Below are 21,276 nucleotides of genomic sequence, written 5' to 3' on the forward strand. Positions count from 1 at the left end.
GTCCTCGCTAGGGTGCGTCGCGTTCACGCGCCATGCGGGTGCGGCGCGTTTCCCGGCGCGGCCGGCGCTCGACGGTTTCCAGCCGGGCCGGCAGTTCGGCCATCACGCTGCGGCGTATGTCCGGCGTCATCCCCATCCAGGCGCCGATCTCCTCGCGCGTGCGGCCGCAACCGAAGCAGAATCCGGTTTTCATATCGATCGAACAGACCAGGATGCAGGGAGATTCGATGGCCGTCATGACTTTCTCTCGAGGGACCCGGTCCGGAATCCGCTCTTCCACCTCCACATGGTGCAACGGCAAAGCCAATGCAAGCCCTCGCGATAGCGCCTTCCGTGGCCGCCTTTGCGGCAAATCAGGACAGACGATCGAGGAGGTTGTGCCGACCGCGCAAGGCAGCTATGCCGCTCCTCTGATCCAGGAACGATTGTTCGCGACATGACCAGTGCACTGCCTTTCGACGATTTCCGCAACCTGCTGGACAATTTGCCGGCTGCCGACCTCAAAGCCGAGGCACGCGTGCGCACGCTGTTCGCCAAGGCCGACAAGCCGGAGAATTCGCTTGGTCGCGTCGAGGACATCGCCGCGTGGCTCGCGGCATGGAGCGGTCGCGCTCCGCCTGCCGTGACCAGGCCCTTGATGGCTGTCTTTGCCGGCAACCATGGCGTTGTCAGGCATGGCATTTCGCCGAGGCCCGTGGCGGCGACCGCCAACGCGGTCGAGCTTTGCGCCGCCGGCGGTGCGGCGATCAACCAGATCTGCATTGCCAACGACCTCGGTCTGAAGGTGTTCGATCTTGCCCTGCACATCCCGACCGGCGACATCACCGAGGAAGCCGCGCTCGATGAGCGCGGTTGCGCCGCCACCATGGCCTTCGGCATGGAGGCGATAGCCGGCGGCACCGACCTGCTTTGCCTCGGCGATCTCGGCGTCGGCAACTCCACCGTGGCCGCCGCGCTGTTCGCCGCGCTGTTCGGGGACAGGGGTGCCGACTGGGTTGGCCCGGGATCCGGCGCCGATGCGGCGATGCAGGTCCGCAAGGCGGAAATGGTCGATGCGGCGCTGGCGCTTCACGGCCACCATCTCGAAGACCCGCTAGAGGTGCTGCGCCGGGTCGGCGGCCGCGAGTTCGCGGCGATAGCCGGTGCAATCCTTGCCGCGCGGATGCAGCAGATACCGGTACTGCTCGATGGCTTCGCGGCAACGGCGGCCGCGGCGGTGCTGCATGCGGCGAATTCCGCAGTGTTGGACCATTGTCTTCTCGCCAGCCTGTCGCCCGAGCCCGCGCATGCAAGGGCCGCCGAGCACCTCGGATTGCGTCCGCTGCTCGACCTGGGCATCGGCCACGGCGAAGGTGCGGGAGCAGCCCTGGCAGCCGGACTGGTCAAGGCCGCGGCATTGACCAGTTCAGGCATGGCGGCGGCTGTGCGGGGCTAGAATCTCCCGGTCCTCGCGCGTCAACGCCGGATATTGGGAATGCGGTAGACGACCGAGGTATATTTCGAATTCGAGCGTGTCTCGACTATTGATCCACCAAGGCCTTCCGCGATCCTTCTGCTCGCCACGTTTTCTTCTGCGACTGGATACTCGAAGCAATCCGGATTGAATTCCTCGGACGCCCATGCCGCCATGGCGGGAACGGCCTCACGGCCGATGCCGTTTCCATGTACGTCCTCCCTTAGCCAAATTCCGATCTCCGGACAGGCAGTCATGGCCGCGTGGAGGCCGACAAGCCCGAGACAGCGACCGTCCGTCAACGAACGCACGACGAAATGCAAATCCGATCCGTCAAGGATCGGCGCAAGCCAGGATCGCCATATCTCTTCAAAAGCCGTTGGTGATCGAGGTGGTTCCCACTGCATGAAACGGGTTATCGCGGGAGTGATGGCGGCAAAGACGTCCCCTGCATCGTCGGCCGTAAACAGCTTCAGGCGAAGCCGCTCCGATTTGATTTCGAGGCCGCTGGCATCCCACTCCGCCGTCATTGCGGTCTGCGTACCTTCTTCCAGTCCGTGTCGACGTAGGTTTGCAGCGGCGTTACCGCCGCCGCGCGGCCACCGCAGCGGTCGGCAGCGCCGGCAGTTCTTCCATCACCCTGCTCAGCGGGAAGATGGCGATCGCCTCGGTGCCCTCGCGCAGCTTGGAATGAAGCTCGAACTCACCGCCATGCATGGCGAGCAGCCCTTGCACGATCGGCAGGCCAAGCCCGGTGCCTTGCTCGGCGCTCTTGATGGCGATCGAACCCTGGCCGAAGGCTGAAAGCACGACCGGAATCTCGTCCTCGGGAATGCCGGGGCCGTTGTCCTTGATCGAAATGTACTGGCCGCCGCCCGCCGTCCAGCCGACCCGGACGCGGATTTCGCCGCCGGTGGCGGTGAACTTGATGGCGTTGGACAGAAGGTTGAGCGCGATCTGGCGCACGGCGCGCTCGTCGGCGAACAGCCGCGGCAATGTCTGTTCGAAATCCTGAACGACGCGGATATCCTTGTTGCGTGCCTTCAACTCCATCATGTGGCAGCAATCCTCGACGATGTTTAGCAACATCACCGGCTCCTCGTTGAGCTGATAGCGGCCGGCCTCGATGCGCGACAGGTCGAGGATCTCGTTGATCAGGTCGAGCAGGTGCTGGCCGGAATCATGCACGTCATGGGCGTAGTCGCGATAGGTGGGATTGCTCATCGGCCCCAGAACCTCGTTCGCCATCACCTCGGAAAAGCCGAGAATGGCGTTGAGCGGCGTGCGCAATTCATGGCTCATCGAAGCGAGGAAACGCGATTTTGCCAGGTTGGCGTCCTCGGCCCGCCGCCGCGCCTCGTCCGACATCGATTTCGCGGTCTCGAGCTCCACCACCAACGCGTCCCGTTCGGAGCGGAACGACAGCATCATCACCGACGAACGGTTGAGGTTGCGCGCCACGTAGGCAAAGAAAGGCAGGGAGACGATCAGCAGCCCCGCCATGACCGCCTCGACCGGCATCCACAAGTTCACCCCTGTGTAGCCAACGAGCGCCACGGGAACGGCAAAAGTGGCCAGCAGGGCGCCGCTCAGCGACGACGCCATGACTGCGGTCGCCGCCATGGCGACCAGGAGGACCACGGCTTTGACCACCTGGAACTGGTCGACCTGACATGTGTCGCAGCCCAGCCAGACGAACAAGGCCCAACCGAGACCGCACAGAAAATGGCCTACCAGGAATTCCCTTCGCGTTTGCAAGGGGTTGAGCTCGGAAGCTTCCGTACGCTCGATGCGCCGCGCCATGAAGACGACTATTGTATAGCAGGTGAGTGTAAACAACGCCCAGAGCCCGATCTCATTGCCGACACCGGCCAGACGACCGGCCGCGGCGATCGCCAGGACGAGCAGCGGGATGACCACGGCGCCGCTTGTCATGGCCTGGGCGTGGAGCTTCAGCAGTTCGCGGTCGAAATCGGGATTGCCGGCCTGCTGCGAAAGACGGTCGCGCGTCTTGCGCACCGCGCGCGCGACATCGCTGTTGCGATGCCGTTTCCTGCGGTCCACAATGAACTTGTCCGCTGTGTTCGAGCGTTGCAAGGGCATCAAAAGCTTCAATTTATGCGCGCAGCGATTTCAAGGTGTTAAGCTACGTTCGAATGATTAACCAACCGTTTGCCATATGAGCCGTTCCTGGTCGCCGAGGTCGCGCCCGCGGTACGCGGCACCACGCCCGAGAGGCCTGTGGCGCAAGCTGCTGGACTACGGGCTGGCCGTCATCATTCTGGGGCTGCTGATCCTGCTTGCGGCGCGTCTTGACCGGGTGGAGACACGCAAGACGCAAGGTACGGCCATCATCAATGACGGCGATTCGATCACGCTCGGCGCCGAGCGCATCCGCATGCGCGGCATCGACGCTCCGGAATACACCCAGACCTGCCGCAAGAACGGCGCCGATTATGCCTGCGGTACGCTGGCGCGCCAGTCACTGGTGCGGCTGATCGCCGGCAGGCCGGTCGCCTGCAGCGGCTGGCAGCGCGATCGCTACGGCCGGTTGCTTGGCGACTGCAAGGCCGGCGGCACCGACCTCAACCGCGCCCAGGTCGAGGCCGGCTGGGCCGTCGCCTATGGCGACTTCGAAGGCGAGGAAGCGACCGCGCGCGCGGCAAGGGTCGGCATCTGGGCGGGTACGTTCGACCAGCCGCAGGACTGGCGCGACAGCCACCACGGCGGGGTCGTGGAGCGAAAACATGGCACGCTGGCGTCGATCGGCGACGCGGCGCGCGAGATAATTCGCTTCTGGTGAAGCGTTTCTGGCGGAACGAAAAGGAGGATCGAAATGAAGCTGTTCGACGGCGGTCGTGCGCCCAACCCACGGCGGGTTCGCGTTTTCCTCGCAGAGAAGGGGATCACGGTTCCGTTGGTGCCCGTCGACATGGGCGCGCTGGAACACAAGCAGCAGTCGGTCAGTTCGCGCAATCCGCTGCAGCGCCTGCCGGTTCTCGAACTCGATGATGGCACCATCCTCACCGAATCCGTCGCCATCTGCCGCTATTTCGAGGAGCTTTATCCCGAGCCGGCATTGTTCGGGCGCGGCGCGCTTGGCAAGGCGCAGGTCGAGATGTGGCAGAGGCGGATGGAGTTCAACCTGCTCAGCAGCGTCACGCAGGCTTTCCGCCACATCCATCCGGCCATGAAGGAATGGGAAATCCCGCAGATTCCCGAATGGGGCGAGGCCAACAAGCCGAAGGCGCTGGAGTTTCTCAGGCTGCTGGACGCTGAACTGGGCAGCCGCGAATTCGCCGCCGGCGACAGCTATTCGATTGCCGATATCACCGGCATGATCGCGATCGACTTCATGAAGCCGGCACGCATCAAGGTGCCGGAGGAATGCACCAATGTGCTGCGTTGGCATCACGCCGTCTCCAGCCGGCCGAGTGCCGCCGCTTGAGCGTCGAACTGGACAGGTTCGCCGAGACGGTCCGCGCTTGCCGCATCTGCGTCGACGATCCCATCGGCAAGCCGCTGCCCCACGAGCCGCGTCCGGTGCTGCGACCATCCTCCAGCGCCCGCATACTGATCGCCAGCCAGGCCCCGGGAACCAAGGTGCACCTGTCGGGCATGCCCTTCACGGATGCGTCCGGCGACCGCCTGCGCAACTGGCTCGGTGTGACCAGCGACGAATTCTACGACATCGAGAAATTCGCCATCGTGCCGATGGGCTTCTGCTTTCCCGGACAGAATGCCAAGGGTAGCGACTTGCCGCCGAGGCGTGAGTGCGCCCCTGCCTGGCGCGCGCCCTTGATGGCGTCTATGCCGCAGATCGACCTGGTGCTGACGATCGGCATCTATGCGCAGACCTGGCACATGGGCGCGGCGCGGCGCGCCTCGCTGACGGAAACGGTGATGAACTGGCGCGCCATCTGGGAGAATTCTGTCGGCCCCAAAGTGCTGCCACTGCCACATCCATCCTGGCGCAACACTGGCTGGTTGAAGCAGAATCCGTGGTTTGAAACGGATTTGCTGCCTTTTCTGCGGTCGGAAATCCGCTATCGCCTCGGTTAGGCATTCAGCAAGAAACCACTCGCTTTCGGCATGGGTAGCAGAATTTCTTTCTTGTGAATGGCCCAAATAAAAGGGAATATAGCGAAACTATTCCACCAGGAGCCTCCGATGGACCGCCTTGACCGAAAAATTCTCCGCCTTCTGCAGGAGGACGCGACGCTCGCGGTCGCCGACGTTGCCAAGAAAGTCGGCCTGTCGACCACACCGTGCTGGCGGCGCATCCAGAAGCTGGAGGAGGAGGGCGTCATCAAGCGGCGCGTCGCCATTCTCGACCACGAAAAGGTCAATGTGCGTGTGACCGTCTTCGTGTCGATCCGCACCAATTCGCACAGCCATGAATGGCTGCGCCGGTTCTCCGAGGTCATCCAGGAATTTCCCGAGGTGGTCGAATTCTACCGCATGAGCGGCGACGTCGATTACCTCTTGCGCGTCGTGGTGCCCGACATCGCCGCCTACGACGCCTTCTACAAACGGCTGATCGCCAAGATCGAGATCCGTGACGTGTCGTCGTCCTTCGCCATGGAGCAGATCAAGTACACGACCGAAATCCCGCTCGACTACATGGTGCTGGACAAGGAGTCGGGCGCGAACGCCGCCTGATCCCGCCGGTCAATTTTTCTTCTTGTTGAGGAAACTCCAGGGCGAGTTCACCGGCAATACGACGGAGTCCGGAACCGTGTCGACGCCCACGACATCGGCCTTGCGCACGGTATAACCGGACTGGATGACGCTGGCGCCGTCGAGAATGAACAGCTGGCTTTTCTCCATGTCCGGCTTCAGGGCACCGGTAATGGCGACCGGCTGGTAGGCTTCCGACATCTTGTAGGGACGGGCAGGCGTGACCAGCACGATCTGGTTGGGAGGCGGCGTCGGCATGTGGCTGCAAGCACCCGTCCACGGCACCAGCAGGAACTGATAGACGAGGTCGCCGTCGCGGTCGACCGGCAATGCATAGCCGGCTAATTGTATCGTTTTGTCCTGCAGGGCAACCGACAGCGTCTCGCCATGATCCGGCAGTTTCGCCGCGATCATCGGCAGACCGGCGTCTTCGGCAACTGCCTGGGTTGCCGGACGCAGGTCCTTCCAGAAAATGTGCGTGGTCTCGGCCGAAGCACCTGCGGTGGAGAGAGCAAGCGCGGCCGCGAGCGCCAGGATCGAAGTGAAATGGTTCATGGCCGCGTCCTTTGCGGACAAGTAGAGACGCCGCTGTCGGTGGCGTCAATGCTCGAGCCACATCACATGTCGGCGAGAACCGGCCGCAGCACCCCTCGCCCTGTCAGATTTTTCTGGCGACGAGGCGTTCGTGCGTTTTGGCATGCGAAAGTTCTTTCACCGCATCCTTGCCGATCCAGCGTGCCGTCTTGTCGGTGGAGTTGGCAAGTCTGTTCGCCAGCGCAAGGGCAGGGCCATGCAAACTCATCGACCGTTTGCCGATCTGCCGCAGCGCCCAGTTGACCGCTTTCCTGACGAAATTGCGTTCATCGCGGGAATGAGATTCGATCAAGGGCAGATAGCCCTGGAAAATCGTGTCCGGTTCCTTTTTTAAATGCACGGCTGCCCATGCCAGCATGGCGAAGGCAGTGCGGCGGACGAATTCGCGCTCGTCGGCGGCAAACTCTTCGACCAGTTGGCGCCAGAACGGCGTGTCCACGAACAGGTCGGAGACCGCGTCGACGATCTCCCAGGAATCGAAATCGCCAGCCCAGCGGCGGCACTCTTCGATGCCGATCTTTTTCGGCTCGCCGGTGAAGGCCGCCATCAGCCGCGCCTCGCGAATGCCGCTGTCCCAAAGCGCCAGGGCTCGCTCATGGTTGCGCTTCACCTTGCGTGCCAAGGGTCGTAAATCCGCATTGCCGATGCCGAGCGCGGTCGCGGTGTTGATGCCGAACCGCGCCATGCCGGTGCAGTTTTCCATGGTTCCGATCGAACGCAGATGGGCGACGATATCCTGCGCGGTCCAATTCGGAGCGGGCAGGGACATCGGCGCCTACTTCTCCAGCCGGGCCAGCAACGAGGACGTGTCCCAGCGTTTACCGCCCATCGCCTGCACGTCCTTGTAGAACTGGTCGACAAGCGCGGTCACGGGCAATCTGGCGCCATTGCGGTCGGCTTCCGCCAGGCAGATGCCGAGATCCTTGCGCATCCAGTCGACGGCGAAACCGAAATCATATTTTCCGGCGTTCATGGTCTTGTGCCGGTTTTCCATCTGCCAGGAGCCGGCGGCACCCTTGGAAATCACCTCGATCACCTTTTCGATGTCGAGCCCGGCCTTCTTGCCGAAATGGATGCCTTCCGACAGTCCCTGCACCAGTCCGGCGATGCAGATCTGGTTGATCATCTTGGTGAGCTGGCCGGCACCAGCCGACCCCATCAGCCCGACCATACGGGCATAGGCGTCGATGACCGGCCTGGCCCTGTCGAACGCAGCCTCGTCGCCACCGACCATGACGGTCAGCACGCCGTTCTCGGCGCCGGCCTGGCCACCGGAGACCGGTGCGTCGAGAAATGAGAACCCGCCCGATTGCGCGGCTTGCGCCAGTTCGCGCGCGACTTCGGCCGAAGCCGTGGTGTTGTCGATGAAGACCGAACCCTTCTTCATCGATTTGAAGGCGCCGTCCGGGCCTGTCGTCACCGAGCGCAAATCGTCGTCGTTACCGACACAGGAAAAGACGAAATCCTTGCCCTCGGCGGCCTGGGCCGGCGTCGGGGCAAAGTTGCCGCCATGTTGAGCGACCCATTGTTCGGCTTTGGCGCTTGTGCGGTTGTAGACGGTGACGTCGTGGACGCCCTTGTTCTTCAGGTGTCCGGCCATGGGATAGCCCATGACGCCAAGACCGAGAAATGCCACCGATGCCATGCCTTGTCCTTCCGACGGAAATAGAGATTTCAGCTGCGGAAGCTCTAGGCCATGCGACGAATTCGTCAAGGCGCGCACCGCCGCATCGACTGGTACAGGCCGATCAGGAACGGTTCGGCGATGCCTCAGCGATGCAGATGGATGGTGATCCGGCGTTCGATCCATTCGACGCCGTGGCGCAGGATCTCGACCATCACCAGATAGACGATGGCGACCCAGACATAGGCCTGGAAATCGAAGGATTTGGCGTAGGCGAGCTTCGCGTTGCCCATGAGGTCGTAGACGGTAATGATGGCGACGATGGCCGAAGCCTTGATCATCAGAACCAGTTCGTTGCCGTAGGGGCGCAAAGCCACGATGAACGCCTGCGGCAGGACAACCTTGCGCAGCGTCTGCAGCTTGTGCAGGCCGAGCGAGGCGGCTCCTTCCCATTGGCCCCTGGGCACGCTTTCGATGGCGCCGCGCAGGATCTCGGCCTGATAGGCGGCGGTGTTGAGCGCAAAGGCGAAGACGCCGCAGTTGAAGGCCTCGCGGAAGAACCACCACAGCCCGACGGATTCAAGCTGCAGCCGGAAAGAGCCCAGGCCATAGTAGACGAGGTAGACTTGGACCAGCAGTGGCGTGCCGCGGAAGAAATAGACGTAGCAGTAGGCAAGGCCGGACAGGAACCGGTTCTTCGACATGCGGCCATAGGTGACGGGCAGCGAAAAGATCGCACCGGCAACCATCGAAATCGCGACGAGAGACAGCGTGGTCCAGAGTCCCTGCAGATAGGCAGGCGCATATCTGGCAAAGAACTCGCCGTTCCAGGCATAGACGAGATAGGCGAGGATACCGAGGCCGAAGAGAATCCAGAGGCCGACGAGCGCGTAACCGACGATACGGGTGCGCGGCCAGCCGCGAGCCTGCGGTGGCGGTCGGTCAACTGAAATAGCTTGGCTGACGCTCATCGTGCCTCTCTCCGCCCCAGCGAGCGCAAGATGAACCCGGTCGCGATCGATGACAGGATCGCCAGAGCGAGGAAAACCAGCGCGGCCACGCTGTAGAACAGGAAGGCGTGTTTCGTGACACGCGCGGCCACGCCGGCGTTGCGCAAGGTTTCGGCGAGGTTGACGACCGAGACCAAGGCGGTGTCCTTGAGCAGGCTGAGCCAGCAATTCTCGAGGCCGGGAAAGGCGATGCGCAGCAGCTGAGGCAGGATTACCTTGCGCATGGTCAGCCACGTCGACAGGCCGATCGCGTAGCCGCCTTCATACTGGCCCTTCGGAATGGCGCGAAAGGCGGAAAGAAACACCTCGCTAGCATAGGAAGAAAAGATCAGCGACAGCACGATCATGCCGGCGATGAAGCTGTCGACGTCGATCGTCGCCTCGGGCTTGAAGAGGCGGATGACGTATTGCAGCAGGATGGGCATGCCGAAGAAGAACAGGAACAGCGTCACCAGTTCCGGCAGGCCGCGAAACACGGTGGTGTAGATGTTGGCGGCCACCCGCAGCGACGGTTCTTCGGACTGCTTGGCCCAGGCGACGAAAAAGCCGATCGTCAAGCCGATCGGCAGCGTTGCAAGCGCAAGCGCGATGGTGACCAACGCGCCATATGCAATATCGTCACTCCAGCCCTCCGGTCCCCAACTGAGCAGTGTCCATATGCTTTGGGCTGGCATTGACTGGTCTTATCCCCACGGCTCTCCCGAGATGAATAAGGCGACAGGGGATCCCCCTGCCGCCTTGGCAATAGACTATCAGGACTCGGCGCCGTAGACGTCGAACTTGAAGTACTTGTCGTTGATTTCCTTGTATTTTCCGTTGGCGCGGATCGCGTCGATGGCGGAATTCAGCTTGTTGACCAGGTCGGTCTCGCCCTTTCGAACGGCGATGCCGGCCCCAGGCCCAAAAATTTCGACCGGTTGCGGCGAGGGCTGACCGAGGATCTTGCAGCAGGCTCCGTCAGGCGAATCGAGCCACTGCTGCAGCACGACGATATCGTCCTCGATGGCATCGAGGCGGCCGTTGGCGAGATCAGCCTGTTCCTCGGGGCTGCTCGGATAGCCCTTGACGGTGCTGTCGGTATAGGTCTTCGAGGCATAGTTGAAATGGGTGGTCGTGGTGGCGACACCGATACTCTTGCCGGCAAGGTCTTCCTTGGTCACGCCCTTGAGCGGCGAATCCTTCGGCACGGCGATTGCAGACGGCGTGTTGTAGTATTTGTGCGAGAAGTCGACCTTCTCCTTCCTCTCCGGCGTGATCGACATCGAGGCGACGATCGCGTCGAACTTGCCGGCCTGAAGTGCGGGAATGATGCCGTCCCAGTCCTGGGCGACGAAGGTGCACTTGACCTTCATTTCATCGCAAAGCGCCTTGGCGATGTCGATGTCGAAGCCGACAAGCTGGCCATCGGCGGTGAGGTTGTTGAATGGGGGGTAGGCGCCTTCGGTACCGATCCTCAGGGTCTTTTCCTGGGCCTGGGCTACGCCGAGCGTCAGCAGCGCAGCCGATGCGGCGAGCGCGATACGCAGTGCAATACGCATGATAGTCCTCTCTTTATGGTCCCGGCCGTCGTTCCGAAACGGCTCTGTGGGGCGGTGCTTTTGACCGCCCGCTGGGCCGATACTCCCACTCTTTCCAAGAAAAAAGCAACTGCAAAACCGTCAAAATCGGCAATGGGATACTGCCGTTACGTTACAGCTCAAGCAACGAGTCCGGTCGTGCGCTCGATGAAGTCGGCTATGGATTCTGCGTCGTCGAGGTCGAACACCGGCAGGCTCTCGTCGGTGACGGCGAAATCCGCGGCGACAGCGACAATATTGGGATCAGCCGCTGAAAGCGGCGTCCGGTCCTTCGCTTCCAGCCGCCTCGTTTCGATCTTGCGGTGGGGTTCGCGCTTGTAGCCTTCGACCAGCACGATGTCGCACGGGGCGAGCCGCGAGAGGATGGCGTCCAGCGGCGGCTCTTGCTCGCCGCGCAACTCGTGCATCAACGCCCAGCGATTGCCCGATACGATCGCAACCTCGGTTGCGCCGGCCTGCCGATGGCGGAAGCTGTCGGCGCCCGGCTTGTCGATGTCGAAATCATGATGGGCATGTTTGACCGTCGAGACCTTCCAGCCGCGCCGCACAAGCTCCGCGACCAGCTTTTCCGTCAGTGTGGTCTTGCCGGAGTTTTTCCAGCCGGTGATGCCGAAGATGCGTCTGTTCATGGCGTCATGCTCTGCAACAGGTGTTCGGCATGGGCAAGATCGTCCGGCACATTGATGTTGAAGAAAGGATCGATTGGTTGTCCGGCGGACTGCAGGAGCGGGAACTCGACCTCGACGTAACCGTGCCGCTCGATGAAGGCCGAAACCCGCTTGTTGTCCTCATCGACGAGGAAATGCCGCAAGGCTTCGCGGCATCCGGTCGGCCATAGTGCGAAGGCCGGGTGCCGCCTGCCTGCCGAGAAAGCGACGGCGATCGAACCGGGGCGTTCGCCGGCTGCCGCCGCCAGACGATCGACGAGATCAATCGGCAGGAAAGGCGTGTCGCCGGCAGCGGTGACGATCGCCTTGCAAGGGGTGGCGGCAGCGGCCCATTCCAGGCCGGTGAGGATTCCGGCAAGTGGTCCGGCAAAGCCTTCGACGGTATCGGCCAGCACCGGCAGCCCGAAACGGGCAAACCGTGCCGGGTCGCCGTTGGCGCTAAGCGCCAGGGTCTCAAACTGGCGGCCAAACCGCGACAGGACCTGGTCGAGCACGCAGCCGCCGCCGAGCGGCAACAGGCTTTTGTCGCCACCGCCCATCCGTCTCGACTGGCCACCGGCCAGAATGATCCCCGCGATATCCCGCTTCATGCCATCCAGCCTGTACGCCAGCCGCGGGAAATCGCAAGCGGCTTCAAAGGAGTGCTAGAGTCCGTCCGGTGCCATGGACGGCCCGGTGCTTTCGGCGACGATCCTTCGCCGGCCGACCACCCGTTCGCGATAGAGCGCATAAAGGCCCGAGCCGACGACGATAGTCGCGCCGGCGATCATCGGCATGTCCGGAATGTCGCCGAAGACGATCAAGCCAAGCAGTATCGACCAGAGGAGCGCCGTGTAGCGGAACGGCGCGATGAAGGAGATCTCGCCCGACCGCATCGCCATGATGATGAATTGGTAGCCGATCAGCACCAGCACCGCAGCCAGCGCCAGCAGCGCCGTACTTTTGCCGGTCATTGGCGTCCAGCCACCCATCGGCGTCAACAGAACGGCGCCGACGACGGTCATGGCAAGCGCGGTGGCGGTCGAGACCAGCATCGTCGGGATGGTCTTGGGAATGCGCTTGGTGGCGAGGTCCCGCACCGTGCAGCACGCGACGGATGCCAGCGCCACCAGCGAATAGACGCTGAAGCCCTCGAAACCCGGACGTACGATGATTATAACGCCTGCAAAACCGACAGCGATCGCCAACCAGCGCCGCCAGCCGACCGTTTCGCCGAAAAACAGCGCCGCGCCCATCGTCACCGCCAGCGGCAGCGCTTGCAAGACAGCCGAAACGCTGCCGATCGGCAAATGCGCGAGCGCGACCAGGAAGGACACCGTAGCGCCCGCTTCACCCAGCACACGGATCGCCACCAGCGGCTGCAGCATCAGGCGAGGCTGGGCAAGCGCGCCGCGTTGCCAAGCCAGCAGGCCGACGAAGAGCGAGGCGAACGCCCCCCTGATCAGCATGACCTGCGCCATGTTCATCGACTGCGAAGCGTATTTGGTAATGGCGTCGTTGAGCGTGAAGCCAACCATGGCTACCACCATGAACAACGCACCGCGAAGATTTGGGGAAAGGGGCAAGACATCTACCGGTTGCTTTGGCAAGCAAGCCTGTAACAGCCCGCCATGAAACAGCAACGGCAAAGGGCTGGGCCAGGACCGGATATCCATCTTCGCCGACGCGAAATCATCCCGGATCAGGCACGAATTCTGTCGGAAGGCGGCGTCGCCTCCCGACATTGGTGCAGACGAGGCGTCGTCTACTTCTTGGGGGTCAGCACCTCGGTGCCATTTCCCTCCTTGCCGGCGATGGTCCACAGACCATGCAGCGACCCGTCATCCTCGACCTTGTAGACGACGAGGCCGATATCCTTGCCCATTGCGTAGCCGGCGGAGAATGCGTTGTCGTTACGCATGCAGATGCCATCCGACGATGAGCCGCCCGTCTCCCAGTGGATCGCGCAGGTGGTCCCGCTGGTCAGCGTAATGGTGGCTTCGCCGTCATAGGACGAACCGTCGAAATTGGTGCCGGCGACGGTGTAGGTGCCGCCGATCGACTGGGCAGCCGCGGGCAGGGCAGCCAGGCCGAGCAAAGCGAAGGAAAGAAGAAGGTTGCGCATGATGTAATCCCCCGAGAAAGCGATGAACCGCTACGCAAGGGAGGCTAGGCGGGAAACCATCATCAGTAAATCTGACGGACATTCGCGGACAAAGATTTGTTTGCGGTGTGGCTAAAATGCTCGCGGCTTATGGCCCCTCGAGGCTGCCGGCGATGGCGCCGACAAGCGGGTCATATTTCGATTTCAGCGCCTGCGGATAATCGACCCAGACGGTGCGGATGACGCCATCCCTGCCAAACAGGCGCCGCTCATAAAAGATCTTTCCATCCTTCACACCCGACAACACCGCCCAGTCCTTGCCGGCCTTGCTGTAGGTGATTTCGTAGCCCGGCTCATAGCTCGCCTTTTCGCCGGCAATGAATCCCTTCGGCGTGTCGTCATCGACATTGAACATGCCGGAGCATGTCAGGCTGGCGCCGTCCGCGCTCAGCCACACCTGGCCGTCGCCATTTTCAGGTTCAGGCTGGCGATCGGTGAAAATATCGTCGGGAAAGGTGCAGACGGTGCCGAAGCGATCGTTCACGTAGGTGGACTGCGCCGCAAACGCGGCGCTCGCCGAGACCACCGCGAGAAATGTCACGATTGAAAAAAGCCACCGCATGTCAGCCCCGAAGCCGATGATTGCGGGACAATTCTCGCACAGACAGACGAGAAGGTCAGCCGCCCGTGACACTCATATGCCGTGACACCGACGGACGACTGGTGCGGCGGTCGATGATGAAGTCATGGCCTTTCGGCTTGCGGCCGATGGCTTCGTCTATTGCGTCGGCGACAAGTTCGTTACCTTCGGACGCGCGCAGCGGCGCGCGCAGATCGGCCGCATCCTCCTGGCCAAGGCACATATAGAGCGTGCCCGTGCAGGTCAGCCTGACCCGGTTGCAGCTTTCGCAGAAATTATGCGTCATCGGCGTGATGAAGCCGAGTTTTCCATCGGTCTCGGCGACATGGACATAGCGGGCCGGGCCGCCGGTCTTGAACGGGATGTCGGTCAGCGTGAACTGGCGCTCGAGCGAAGCGCGCAGCAACGACAGCGGCAGATACTGGTCGGTGCGGTCGGCGTCGATCTCGCCCATCGGCATGGTCTCGATGACGGTCAGGTCCATGCCCCGGCCGTGCGCCCAACGCATCATCTCGGGCAGTTCGGCGTCGTTGAAATCCTTCAACGCCACCGCATTGAGCTTGACTTTCAGTCCCGCCGCCTGCGCCGCGTCGATGCCGGCCATGACCTTGTCGAGATGACCCCACCGGGTGACGGCGTGGAACTTGTCGGCATCGAGCGTATCCAGCGAAACATTGATGCGTTTGACGCCGCAATCGGCGAGCTCGGCGGCGAAGCGCGAAAGCTGCGAGCCGTTGGTGGTCAGCGTCAGTTCTTCCAGCGCGCCGCTTTCGAGGTGACGCGAAAGCTGGCGCACCAAGTGCATGATGTTCTTGCGCACCAGCGGCTCACCGCCAGTGAGGCGCAACCGTTTCACACCCTTTTCGATGAAGACGGTGCAGAGCCGGTCGAGTTCTTCCAGCGAAAGCAGGTCCTTCTTGGGCAGGAAGGCCATATCCTCGGCCATGCAATAGGTGCAGCGGAAATCGCAGCGGTCGGTAACCGACACTCTGAGATAGCTGATCGTGCGACCGAAGGGGTCGATCATGTTCATGTTCGAGCGTTTCCGTGGCCATTAGCTGCGTCGTTATATACGGCTATGTGATACGATCCAGCCCGCCATTCAAGATAGCTTGCCTCGATCTTTGGTAACATTCCCCGACCGACATTGCGCGTCGGACACCGTCGACGCCTTTGCGTACGGGGCGAAGCAGCGTAGGGAAGGGCATTCAGACAGGATCGACCATGACAGCGCCAAAAGAACTGAGGGTCTCCAGGGACCGCAAGCTGCTCACCGTGACGTTTCCGGGCCATCAGCCGTTCGAGCTGCCGGCGGAATTGCTGCGCGTGGCGTCGCCTTCCGCGGAAGTACAGGGCCATTCGCCGGAACAGAGGGTGACGGTCCCCGGCAAACGCGATGTGGCCATCCTGAAGATCGAGCCGGTCGGCAATTACGCCGTGCGCATCACATTCGACGATTTCCATGACACCGGCATCTTCACCTGGAATTACCTGCACACGCTTGGCCACGAGAAGGACGCACGCTGGAGCGTCTATCTCGCGGAACTCGCCGAGAAAGGCTTGAGCCGCGATCGTTAGCCGCCGTTGCGTCGTCAAAACGTCATCGATCGGGAGTAGGCGCGGCGGATCGGGAGACGGAAAATGTCGGTCATCACCACAGTCGAACAACTCGAAGCCCTTTACGGGTTGCCCGGCGAAGCCTCCGTGGTCAAGGAACTCGACCATGTCATCCCCGAATACGCCGCCTTTATCGAAGCCTCGCCCTTCGTCGCACTAGCGACCAGCGGTCCGGAGGGGCTGGACTGTTCGCCGCGCGGCGATCTCGCGGGCTTCGTGCGTATCGTCGATGCGAAAACGCTGATGATGCCGGACCGGCGCGGCAACAACCGTGCCGATTCGTTGAAGAACATCATCCGCGACCCGCGCGTCGGCCTGCTGTTCCTGGTGCCGGGCTCCGGCACGACGCTGCGCATCAACGGCCGGGCGCATATTACGACCGACACCGCGCTTTGCGCATCATTCACTATCGAGGGCAAACCAGCGCGCTCGGTGACCGTCATCGATGTCGATTCGGTCTATTTCCAGTGCGCCCGGGCGATCGTGCGGTCGGAACTGTGGAACCCGGCCAGACATGTCGATCCGAAGTCGCTGCCGACACCTGGAAAGATCCTGGAAATCACCAGCCGCAAGAATATCGACGGCGAAACCTACGACAGGGAATGGCCGGAGCGGGCGAAGAAGTCGATGTGGTGATCGACTGAAAGGCGATCACGCCTCGTTCAGCACCTCATAGATCTTGCGCATCTGCTCGCCGATCATGTCGCATTGCTCCGGCGTCGACTGGCTCATCGCCTTCTCGATCAGCGCCATATGCACTTTCAGCGCCTGCATCAGCAGCGCCTCGCCGGCTTCGGTCAGCGTAAGCCGCAAGATGCGCTTGTCCTTTTCATCGCCTTCGCGCCGCAGCAGGCCACGTGTCTCGAGCTGCGGCAACAGCATGGTGATGTTGGAGCGGCCGACGAGCAGCTTGCGGGCAAGGTCGTGCTGCGACATGCCGGGATGGCGGTAAAGGTTCATCAGCACGTCGAGCTGCGCCGGCTTCAGGTCGAGCGGCGCGAGTTTCACCGCCAGCGTGCGCTCCAGCACATGGCAGGCGCGCGCCACCGCGACCCAGTTGCGAAAACGCGGGTTGTCCCAGGGTAGCTCTTGTTTATTGTTCATCTTTGAACTATTATGTTCATGCTTGAACGTATGGATGGATTCTGACTATGGCATCATTCGGGCTGAAGGTCATCCGAGGTGTGTTCGGTGCGGCCGAACATGTCGCGCCGCGCATCACCGGGCGCGCGGCTTTCGAATTGTTCTGCCGTACGCCGAGCACCAGGACGCTGACCGACGGCGAGCGCCGCGCCATCGACCGCGCCGCGGAATTCATGGCCGAGGCGCGGCATCACCGGCTGAAGACCGCGACCGGCTGCGTCATGGTGCATGAATTCCGGCCCGAACCGGGCCGCGAGCCGGCCGGCACCGTTCTCGTCATTCATGGCTGGCGTTCGCGTACCGAATATATGCGCGTGCTGATCGAAGGTTTTCGCGCCGCCGGCCATAGGGTCGTCTCGCTCGATCTTCCCGGTCATGGTCATTCGCAGGGCAGGCACCTGAATATGGTCAACGCTGTCGAAGCCGCAAGAGTGGCCGGCCAATGGTTCGGGCCGTTCGTGGCCGCCGTGGGCCATTCCTTCGGCGGCGCCGTTGCCGCCAATGCCATCGCCGGCTCCGTCAAGGGCATCCCGCCGCTGGCGGCCGCGCGTCTTGTGCTGATCGCGGCGCCAAGCTCGCTGCCGGCAATCTTCGCCGACTTCAGCCGCATGCTCAATGTCGGCCCCCGCTCGCAGGTCGCCATGGCCGACCGTGTCGAATATCTCTCCGGCCGGTCGCTGCATGAATTCACCGGCGACCGCCAGCTCGCCCAGGCGCCCGTGCCGACGCTCGTCATTCACGCCCCTGACGACCGTGAGGTGCCGGCTGAACATGCACGACGCTATGCCGGCGCCGGCGACCATGTGCGGCTGCACTGGGCCGATGGGCTCGGCCATCGCCGCATTCTGGCCGACAAGGGCGTGGTCGAGCGCGCCGTCGGCTTCGTGACCACGCAGCGCGGGCCGTCGCTGCTCCACTGAGCGGCGTTCAGGCTATTTCTTCTTTTCTCCGGACTCTACGGGCAATCCCGCTGCCTTCCAGGCCGTGTAGCCGCCGAGAATGTGCCTGACCGGCGAAAGCCCCATGTCTTGCGCCGTCTTGGTGGCCAAGGCCGACCGCCAGCCGCCGGCACAGAAGAAGACGAAGCTTTTTCCGGAAGCGAAGAAGGGCTTGTGGTAGGGGCTTTCGGGATCGATCCAGAACTCCAACATGCCACGGGTGACATGCTTGGCGCCGGGAATTCTGCCATCGCGTTCGATCTCTCGAGGATCGCGCAGATCGACGAAAATGGTATCTTCATCTTCAAGCAGTCCTGCCGCTTCCTCGGGCGAAACCACTTCGATCTCGGCATTGGCCTCATCCAGCAGCTCGCGATATCCTTTTTTCACGTCGTCCCTCCCGGCCGCAGGTTTTTTGCTGGCAAGGCGGATTTCGAGCACAACGAACGGTGTTTGTCACGCCTCGACGCTGCCGGCCATGGTCTTCCAGGCGGTCATTGCCCCGGCCATCGTCGACCCGCGATTCGGCAATACGGAGGATATCGCCGCATGGTTGCCTGGCTCTCCGGACCGGAGGGCCGTTTCGTCACCGGAGCCGCGCTGACCATCGACGGCGGCGCAAACGCCTGATTTCCAGGGGGTCCTCCGGGCTGGAGCGGAAACGCCCCCGCTCCAGCCGTCACGATGTTGTGAAACCGTTCTGCAACAGGCCCGCCGAAATTTATGAAAGCTTAACGAAATCGGTATGAATCGGTATAGTCGCGCCTTACATCCGCCATGCGGTGAGCGGGACGGTTTAGCGTGCGGAACGGGAACCGGTTGCGACCGGAGCGGGTGATCCATGAAATTCCTCGGTAAAAAAGCAACCGTGATGCCGCTTGTGGCGATTACGGCGACGCTGGCTTTCGGCATGCCTCAGGCAGGGGCGCAAGGGCTTTTCGACATGCTGTTCGGCGGCGGCATCAGGCATGAGCCGAAGGGTGAGTTTCCACCTCCTCCGCCAAAGTACAAACCGAAGGCGCCGGCCGGCGGCGGCGTAAGGATCAGCGGTCCGTCCTACTATACCTACAAGGCCGACAAGCTCGTGCGCGTCGACTTCTCGACGCTGTCCGCAGCGCCCCAACCGGCGACGCCGCAGGACGCCGCGTTCGTTCCATCTGCCACGGGGGCTGCTTTCCACGATGCCATTGCCGGCCTCAGCGACTACGAACTCTATGCCGAGCCGGACGTTGCCAAGGCGCTGATCGCCTATTACTCGGCCAACCCGGATTTCATCTGGGTAAGCGGAACCAGCCCCAACAACCGTGCGCAGGATGCCGTGCGGGTGCTTGGCGAGGCTGCCAGCTACGGCCTCACGCCTGCCGACTACACGGTCGACGTGCCAGCCGCCATTTCGACCCCGACAGACGACGCAGCCAAGTTGAAGGAACTCGTCCGTTTCGAGATGGCGCTGTCGGCGCGTGTCCTGCGTTACGCCCATGACGCCCAGAGCGGCCGTGTCGAGCCAAACCGCATGACCGGCTACTACGATTTCCCGGCCAAGCCGCTCGACATGGTGGGCGTGCTGAAGACACTTGCGCATACACAGGAAGTTCGCACCTATCTGGAATCGCGCCATCCGCAGAATGCGGAGTATCAGGCGCTGCGCGTCGAACTGGAATCGCTGCAGGCGAGTGCAGAGAACGAGATCGTCGTCGATCCCAAGCTGCTGCTGAAGCCAGGCGAAACCAGCCCCGAACTGCCAAAGCTGCTGTCGCTGATCGCGCGCAATCTCGATGACGAGATGGGTGGCACCTATGGCGAGGTTCTGTCCCGGCTGGCAACCAGCGAAGTCTATGTTCCCGAACTGGTCCCGCTCATCAAGGCGGTGCAGCAGAAGGAAGGCATGAAGGGTGACGGCGTCATCGGACCGCGCACCGTCGCCTTACTGGCCGGGACGTCGAAGGCCGACAGGTTGCTCAAGGTTCAGGTGGCCCTGGAAGAATTGCGCTGGCTGCCTTCCGATCTCGGCAGCCCGCGTGTTTTCATCAACCAGCCGGCCTTCACCGCAAGCTACATCGACGACGGCCAGGAAAAGCTGAAGACGCGCGCCGTGGTCGGTCGGGTCACCAACCAGACTGCCTTCTTCTACGACCAGATCAAGCAGGTCGATTTCCACCCCTATTGGGGCGTGCCGCAGTCGATCATCGTCAACGAAATGCTGCCGAGGTTGCGCAGCGATCCAGGCTATCTCGACCGGGCCGGTTACGAGGTGACGGATTCACGCGGCAAGCGCATCCCTTCGTCGGCGGTGAACTGGGGCGCATATGGCGCCAACATTCCCTACAATGTGCGCCAGCAGCCGAGCGAAGCCAATGCGCTGGGCGAATTGAAGATCCTGTTCCCCAATAAGCATGCGATCTACATGCACGACACGCCGCAGAAATCATTCTTCAAGCAGGACATGCGCGCGCTCAGCCATGGTTGCGTGCGCCTGCAGGATCCGCGTGGCATGGCGGCGGCGGTGCTCGGCACCTCGGTCGACTATATCGCGGAGAAGCTGAAGCACGGACATTCGACCGAGGATGTGACCCGCAAGATCCCGGTCTATGTCGCCTATTTCACCGCCTGGCCCGACATGTCCGGCAAGGTCGAGTATTTCAGCGACGTCTACGACCGCGACTCGCGGCTGAAGCAGGCCATGGACGCAACCGAGGCGGTGCGCTCACCCTCGAGCTAGTCGCTCGCGCTCCGACAGCGGACGCCGGAAACCGGCGTCGCGCCCGGCGATCAGCCAATAGACCAGCCCGGCCACCAGACCGGCGGCGGCGATGATGCCGATGTCGGCCCAGCGCTCCGGATCCACGTCCTCCGCCGCGCCCGGCCAGATCAGGAAGAAGCCGCCGGCCGCAGCGGCGGCGCCGAAGAGCATGTGCAGCAGGGCGCTGCGCAAGGAGAAGAACTCGGCGATCAACGCGAAGATCAGCGTCTGCGGCGCGGTCACCACAACCGTCAGGAAATAGATGAACATGCCGAGTGGCGGCACAACCAAGGCCGCGATCGGCGAGACGCCCATAAGGTCGAAATAGGCGGGCGCGCCGGGCAGGGAACTCAGTGCGGCATAGATCGCCACTACGGCGATCAGGCCAACCAATATGGCGACGAGATAGCCGGCGAGCATCATCAGGACGCGCTTCATCAAGTGCTTCGCAGTCGACATGCCCACCCCCGTGAGGCCCGTTCATCCTGCAATCAGCCATCAATGGCGAA

27 protein-coding genes and 1 pseudogene are annotated in these 21,276 nt (G+C 62.5%); 10 read left to right on the top strand and 18 right to left on the bottom strand.

Annotated elements, in window-relative coordinates:
• Window positions 1-7 precede the first annotated feature (7 nt).
• Window positions 8-238 (bottom strand): DUF1289 domain-containing protein, encoded by a 231-nt coding sequence (locus FJ970_RS19810; protein ID WP_140758721.1) that lies wholly within the window; start codon window positions 236-238, stop codon window positions 8-10.
• A gap of 198 nt (window positions 239-436) precedes the next feature.
• On the opposite strand from FJ970_RS19810, the gene FJ970_RS19815 reads away from it, so the two are divergent.
• On the top strand, window positions 437-1,435 hold the full coding sequence (locus FJ970_RS19815) for a nicotinate-nucleotide--dimethylbenzimidazole phosphoribosyltransferase (RefSeq protein ID WP_140758720.1): 999 nt from the start codon (window positions 437-439) through the stop codon (window positions 1,433-1,435).
• A 20-nt stretch (window positions 1,436-1,455) separates the two neighbouring features.
• Here the strand turns inward: FJ970_RS19815 and FJ970_RS19820 are convergent, their stop codons facing one another.
• Together FJ970_RS19820 and FJ970_RS19825 are read right to left on the bottom strand one after the other, a co-directional pair.
• Entirely contained in the window at window positions 1,456-1,983 is a 528-nt protein-coding gene (locus FJ970_RS19820; protein ID WP_140758719.1) for a GNAT family N-acetyltransferase, read from the bottom strand.
• A gap of 52 nt (window positions 1,984-2,035) precedes the next feature.
• Window positions 2,036-3,556 carry a sensor histidine kinase gene (locus FJ970_RS19825; RefSeq protein ID WP_140758718.1) on the bottom strand — a complete coding sequence of 507 codons (1,521 nt, stop codon included), beginning with the start codon at window positions 3,554-3,556 and terminating at the stop codon, window positions 2,036-2,038.
• A gap of 76 nt (window positions 3,557-3,632) precedes the next feature.
• Between FJ970_RS19825 and FJ970_RS19830 the strand changes: the two genes are divergently transcribed.
• The 4 genes from FJ970_RS19830 to FJ970_RS19845 all read left to right on the top strand — a co-directional run bounded on the left by FJ970_RS19830 (window position 3,633) and on the right by FJ970_RS19845 (window position 6,115).
• Window positions 3,633-4,256, top strand: coding sequence for a thermonuclease family protein (locus tag FJ970_RS19830; RefSeq protein WP_140758717.1), 624 nt, complete (start codon window positions 3,633-3,635; stop codon window positions 4,254-4,256).
• Between the two features lie 33 nt (window positions 4,257-4,289).
• Window positions 4,290-4,901 carry a glutathione S-transferase gene (locus FJ970_RS19835; RefSeq protein WP_140758716.1) on the top strand — a complete coding sequence of 204 codons (612 nt, stop codon included), beginning with the start codon at window positions 4,290-4,292 and terminating at the stop codon, window positions 4,899-4,901.
• Window positions 4,841-5,515: a uracil-DNA glycosylase family protein gene (locus tag FJ970_RS19840; RefSeq protein ID WP_140758715.1), complete on the top strand. Its 675-nt coding sequence runs from the start codon at window positions 4,841-4,843 to the stop codon at window positions 5,513-5,515. Before FJ970_RS19835 ends, FJ970_RS19840 begins: the two co-directional genes overlap by 61 nt.
• A 108-nt stretch (window positions 5,516-5,623) precedes the next feature.
• Window positions 5,624-6,115, top strand: a complete 492-nt coding sequence (locus tag FJ970_RS19845; RefSeq protein WP_006205209.1) for an Lrp/AsnC family transcriptional regulator — start codon at window positions 5,624-5,626, stop codon at window positions 6,113-6,115.
• Window positions 6,116-6,124: 9 nt separating this feature from the next.
• Here the strand turns inward: FJ970_RS19845 and FJ970_RS19850 are convergent, their stop codons facing one another.
• The 12 genes from FJ970_RS19850 to moaA form a co-directional block, all read right to left on the bottom strand.
• Window positions 6,125-6,688 (bottom strand): DUF3299 domain-containing protein, encoded by a 564-nt coding sequence (locus FJ970_RS19850; protein ID WP_140758714.1) that lies wholly within the window; start codon window positions 6,686-6,688, stop codon window positions 6,125-6,127.
• A 103-nt stretch (window positions 6,689-6,791) separates the two neighbouring features.
• Window positions 6,792-7,496 (bottom strand): DNA alkylation repair protein, encoded by a 705-nt coding sequence (locus FJ970_RS19855; protein WP_140758713.1) that lies wholly within the window; start codon window positions 7,494-7,496, stop codon window positions 6,792-6,794.
• A gap of 6 nt (window positions 7,497-7,502) precedes the next feature.
• A complete protein-coding gene (locus FJ970_RS19860; RefSeq protein WP_140758712.1) occupies window positions 7,503-8,372 on the bottom strand; it encodes an NAD(P)-dependent oxidoreductase in 870 nt (289 codons plus the stop codon).
• Window positions 8,373-8,497: 125 nt separating this feature from the next.
• A complete protein-coding gene (locus tag FJ970_RS19865) occupies window positions 8,498-9,322 on the bottom strand; it encodes an ABC transporter permease (RefSeq protein ID WP_140758711.1) in 825 nt (274 codons plus the stop codon).
• Window positions 9,319-10,035 (bottom strand): ABC transporter permease, encoded by a 717-nt coding sequence (locus tag FJ970_RS19870; RefSeq protein ID WP_127872456.1) that lies wholly within the window; start codon window positions 10,033-10,035, stop codon window positions 9,319-9,321. Before FJ970_RS19870 ends, FJ970_RS19865 begins: the two co-directional genes overlap by 4 nt.
• 78 nt (window positions 10,036-10,113) lie before the next feature.
• Window positions 10,114-10,899 carry an ABC transporter substrate-binding protein gene (locus tag FJ970_RS19875; RefSeq protein WP_140758710.1) on the bottom strand — a complete coding sequence of 262 codons (786 nt, stop codon included), beginning with the start codon at window positions 10,897-10,899 and terminating at the stop codon, window positions 10,114-10,116.
• Between the two features lie 158 nt (window positions 10,900-11,057).
• Window positions 11,058-11,567 carry a molybdopterin-guanine dinucleotide biosynthesis protein B gene (gene mobB, locus FJ970_RS19880; RefSeq protein WP_140758709.1) on the bottom strand — a complete coding sequence of 170 codons (510 nt, stop codon included), beginning with the start codon at window positions 11,565-11,567 and terminating at the stop codon, window positions 11,058-11,060.
• Window positions 11,564-12,196, bottom strand: coding sequence for a molybdenum cofactor guanylyltransferase MobA (mobA, locus tag FJ970_RS19885; RefSeq protein ID WP_140758708.1), 633 nt, complete (start codon window positions 12,194-12,196; stop codon window positions 11,564-11,566). The genes mobB and mobA overlap by 4 nt, the downstream gene beginning before the upstream one ends.
• Before the next feature lie 54 nt (window positions 12,197-12,250).
• On the bottom strand, window positions 12,251-13,171 hold the full coding sequence (locus FJ970_RS19890; RefSeq protein WP_140758707.1) for a DMT family transporter: 921 nt from the start codon (window positions 13,169-13,171) through the stop codon (window positions 12,251-12,253).
• A 179-nt stretch (window positions 13,172-13,350) separates the two neighbouring features.
• Window positions 13,351-13,710, bottom strand: coding sequence for a hypothetical protein (locus tag FJ970_RS19895; RefSeq protein ID WP_140758706.1), 360 nt, complete (start codon window positions 13,708-13,710; stop codon window positions 13,351-13,353).
• A gap of 127 nt (window positions 13,711-13,837) precedes the next feature.
• Window positions 13,838-14,290, bottom strand: coding sequence for a hypothetical protein (locus FJ970_RS19900; RefSeq protein WP_227791858.1), 453 nt, complete (start codon window positions 14,288-14,290; stop codon window positions 13,838-13,840).
• A 76-nt stretch (window positions 14,291-14,366) separates the two neighbouring features.
• On the bottom strand, window positions 14,367-15,362 hold the full coding sequence (gene moaA / locus FJ970_RS19905; RefSeq protein ID WP_140758704.1) for a GTP 3',8-cyclase MoaA: 996 nt from the start codon (window positions 15,360-15,362) through the stop codon (window positions 14,367-14,369).
• A 191-nt stretch (window positions 15,363-15,553) separates the two neighbouring features.
• Here moaA and FJ970_RS19910 point away from each other — a divergent pair, with 191 nt between their 5' ends.
• Together FJ970_RS19910 and FJ970_RS19915 are read left to right on the top strand one after the other, a co-directional pair.
• On the top strand, window positions 15,554-15,907 hold the full coding sequence (locus FJ970_RS19910) for a gamma-butyrobetaine hydroxylase-like domain-containing protein (RefSeq protein ID WP_140758703.1): 354 nt from the start codon (window positions 15,554-15,556) through the stop codon (window positions 15,905-15,907).
• 63 nt (window positions 15,908-15,970) lie between these two features.
• The gene (locus FJ970_RS19915) at window positions 15,971-16,582 is read left to right on the top strand and encodes a pyridoxamine 5'-phosphate oxidase family protein (RefSeq protein WP_140758702.1); all 612 of its coding nucleotides are present in this window, start codon (window positions 15,971-15,973) and stop codon (window positions 16,580-16,582) included.
• Window positions 16,583-16,597: 15 nt separating this feature from the next.
• Here FJ970_RS19915 and FJ970_RS19920 read toward each other — a convergent pair whose 3' ends face one another.
• Complete coding sequence (locus tag FJ970_RS19920) at window positions 16,598-17,050, bottom strand: MarR family winged helix-turn-helix transcriptional regulator (RefSeq protein WP_140758701.1); 453 nt, start codon at window positions 17,048-17,050, stop codon at window positions 16,598-16,600.
• A 47-nt stretch (window positions 17,051-17,097) separates the two neighbouring features.
• Here FJ970_RS19920 and FJ970_RS19925 point away from each other — a divergent pair, with 47 nt between their 5' ends.
• A complete protein-coding gene (locus FJ970_RS19925; protein ID WP_140758700.1) occupies window positions 17,098-18,009 on the top strand; it encodes an alpha/beta hydrolase in 912 nt (303 codons plus the stop codon).
• A 12-nt stretch (window positions 18,010-18,021) separates the two neighbouring features.
• On the opposite strand, the gene FJ970_RS19930 is transcribed toward FJ970_RS19925, so the two are convergent.
• Window positions 18,022-18,417, bottom strand: a complete 396-nt coding sequence (locus FJ970_RS19930; protein WP_140758699.1) for a rhodanese-like domain-containing protein — start codon at window positions 18,415-18,417, stop codon at window positions 18,022-18,024.
• A gap of 127 nt (window positions 18,418-18,544) precedes the next feature.
• On the opposite strand from FJ970_RS19930, the pseudogene FJ970_RS19935 reads away from it, so the two are divergent.
• Both FJ970_RS19935 and FJ970_RS19940 read left to right on the top strand, forming a co-directional pair.
• Window positions 18,545-18,657 (top strand): annotated as a pseudogene (locus tag FJ970_RS19935) (SDR family oxidoreductase); the annotation flags it as partial.
• Between the two features lie 211 nt (window positions 18,658-18,868).
• Window positions 18,869-20,746 (top strand): L,D-transpeptidase family protein, encoded by a 1,878-nt coding sequence (locus FJ970_RS19940; protein WP_140758698.1) that lies wholly within the window; start codon window positions 18,869-18,871, stop codon window positions 20,744-20,746.
• Here FJ970_RS19940 and FJ970_RS19945 read toward each other — a convergent pair.
• Window positions 20,732-21,226 (bottom strand): hypothetical protein, encoded by a 495-nt coding sequence (locus FJ970_RS19945; RefSeq protein WP_140758697.1) that lies wholly within the window; start codon window positions 21,224-21,226, stop codon window positions 20,732-20,734. The two genes, FJ970_RS19940 and FJ970_RS19945, sit on opposite strands and share 15 nt — an antisense overlap.
• Window positions 21,227-21,276 lie beyond the last annotated feature (50 nt).

The sequence above is a fragment of the Mesorhizobium sp. B2-1-8 genome (assembly GCF_006442545.2).
Taxonomy (GTDB): Bacteria; Pseudomonadota; Alphaproteobacteria; order Rhizobiales; family Rhizobiaceae; genus Mesorhizobium.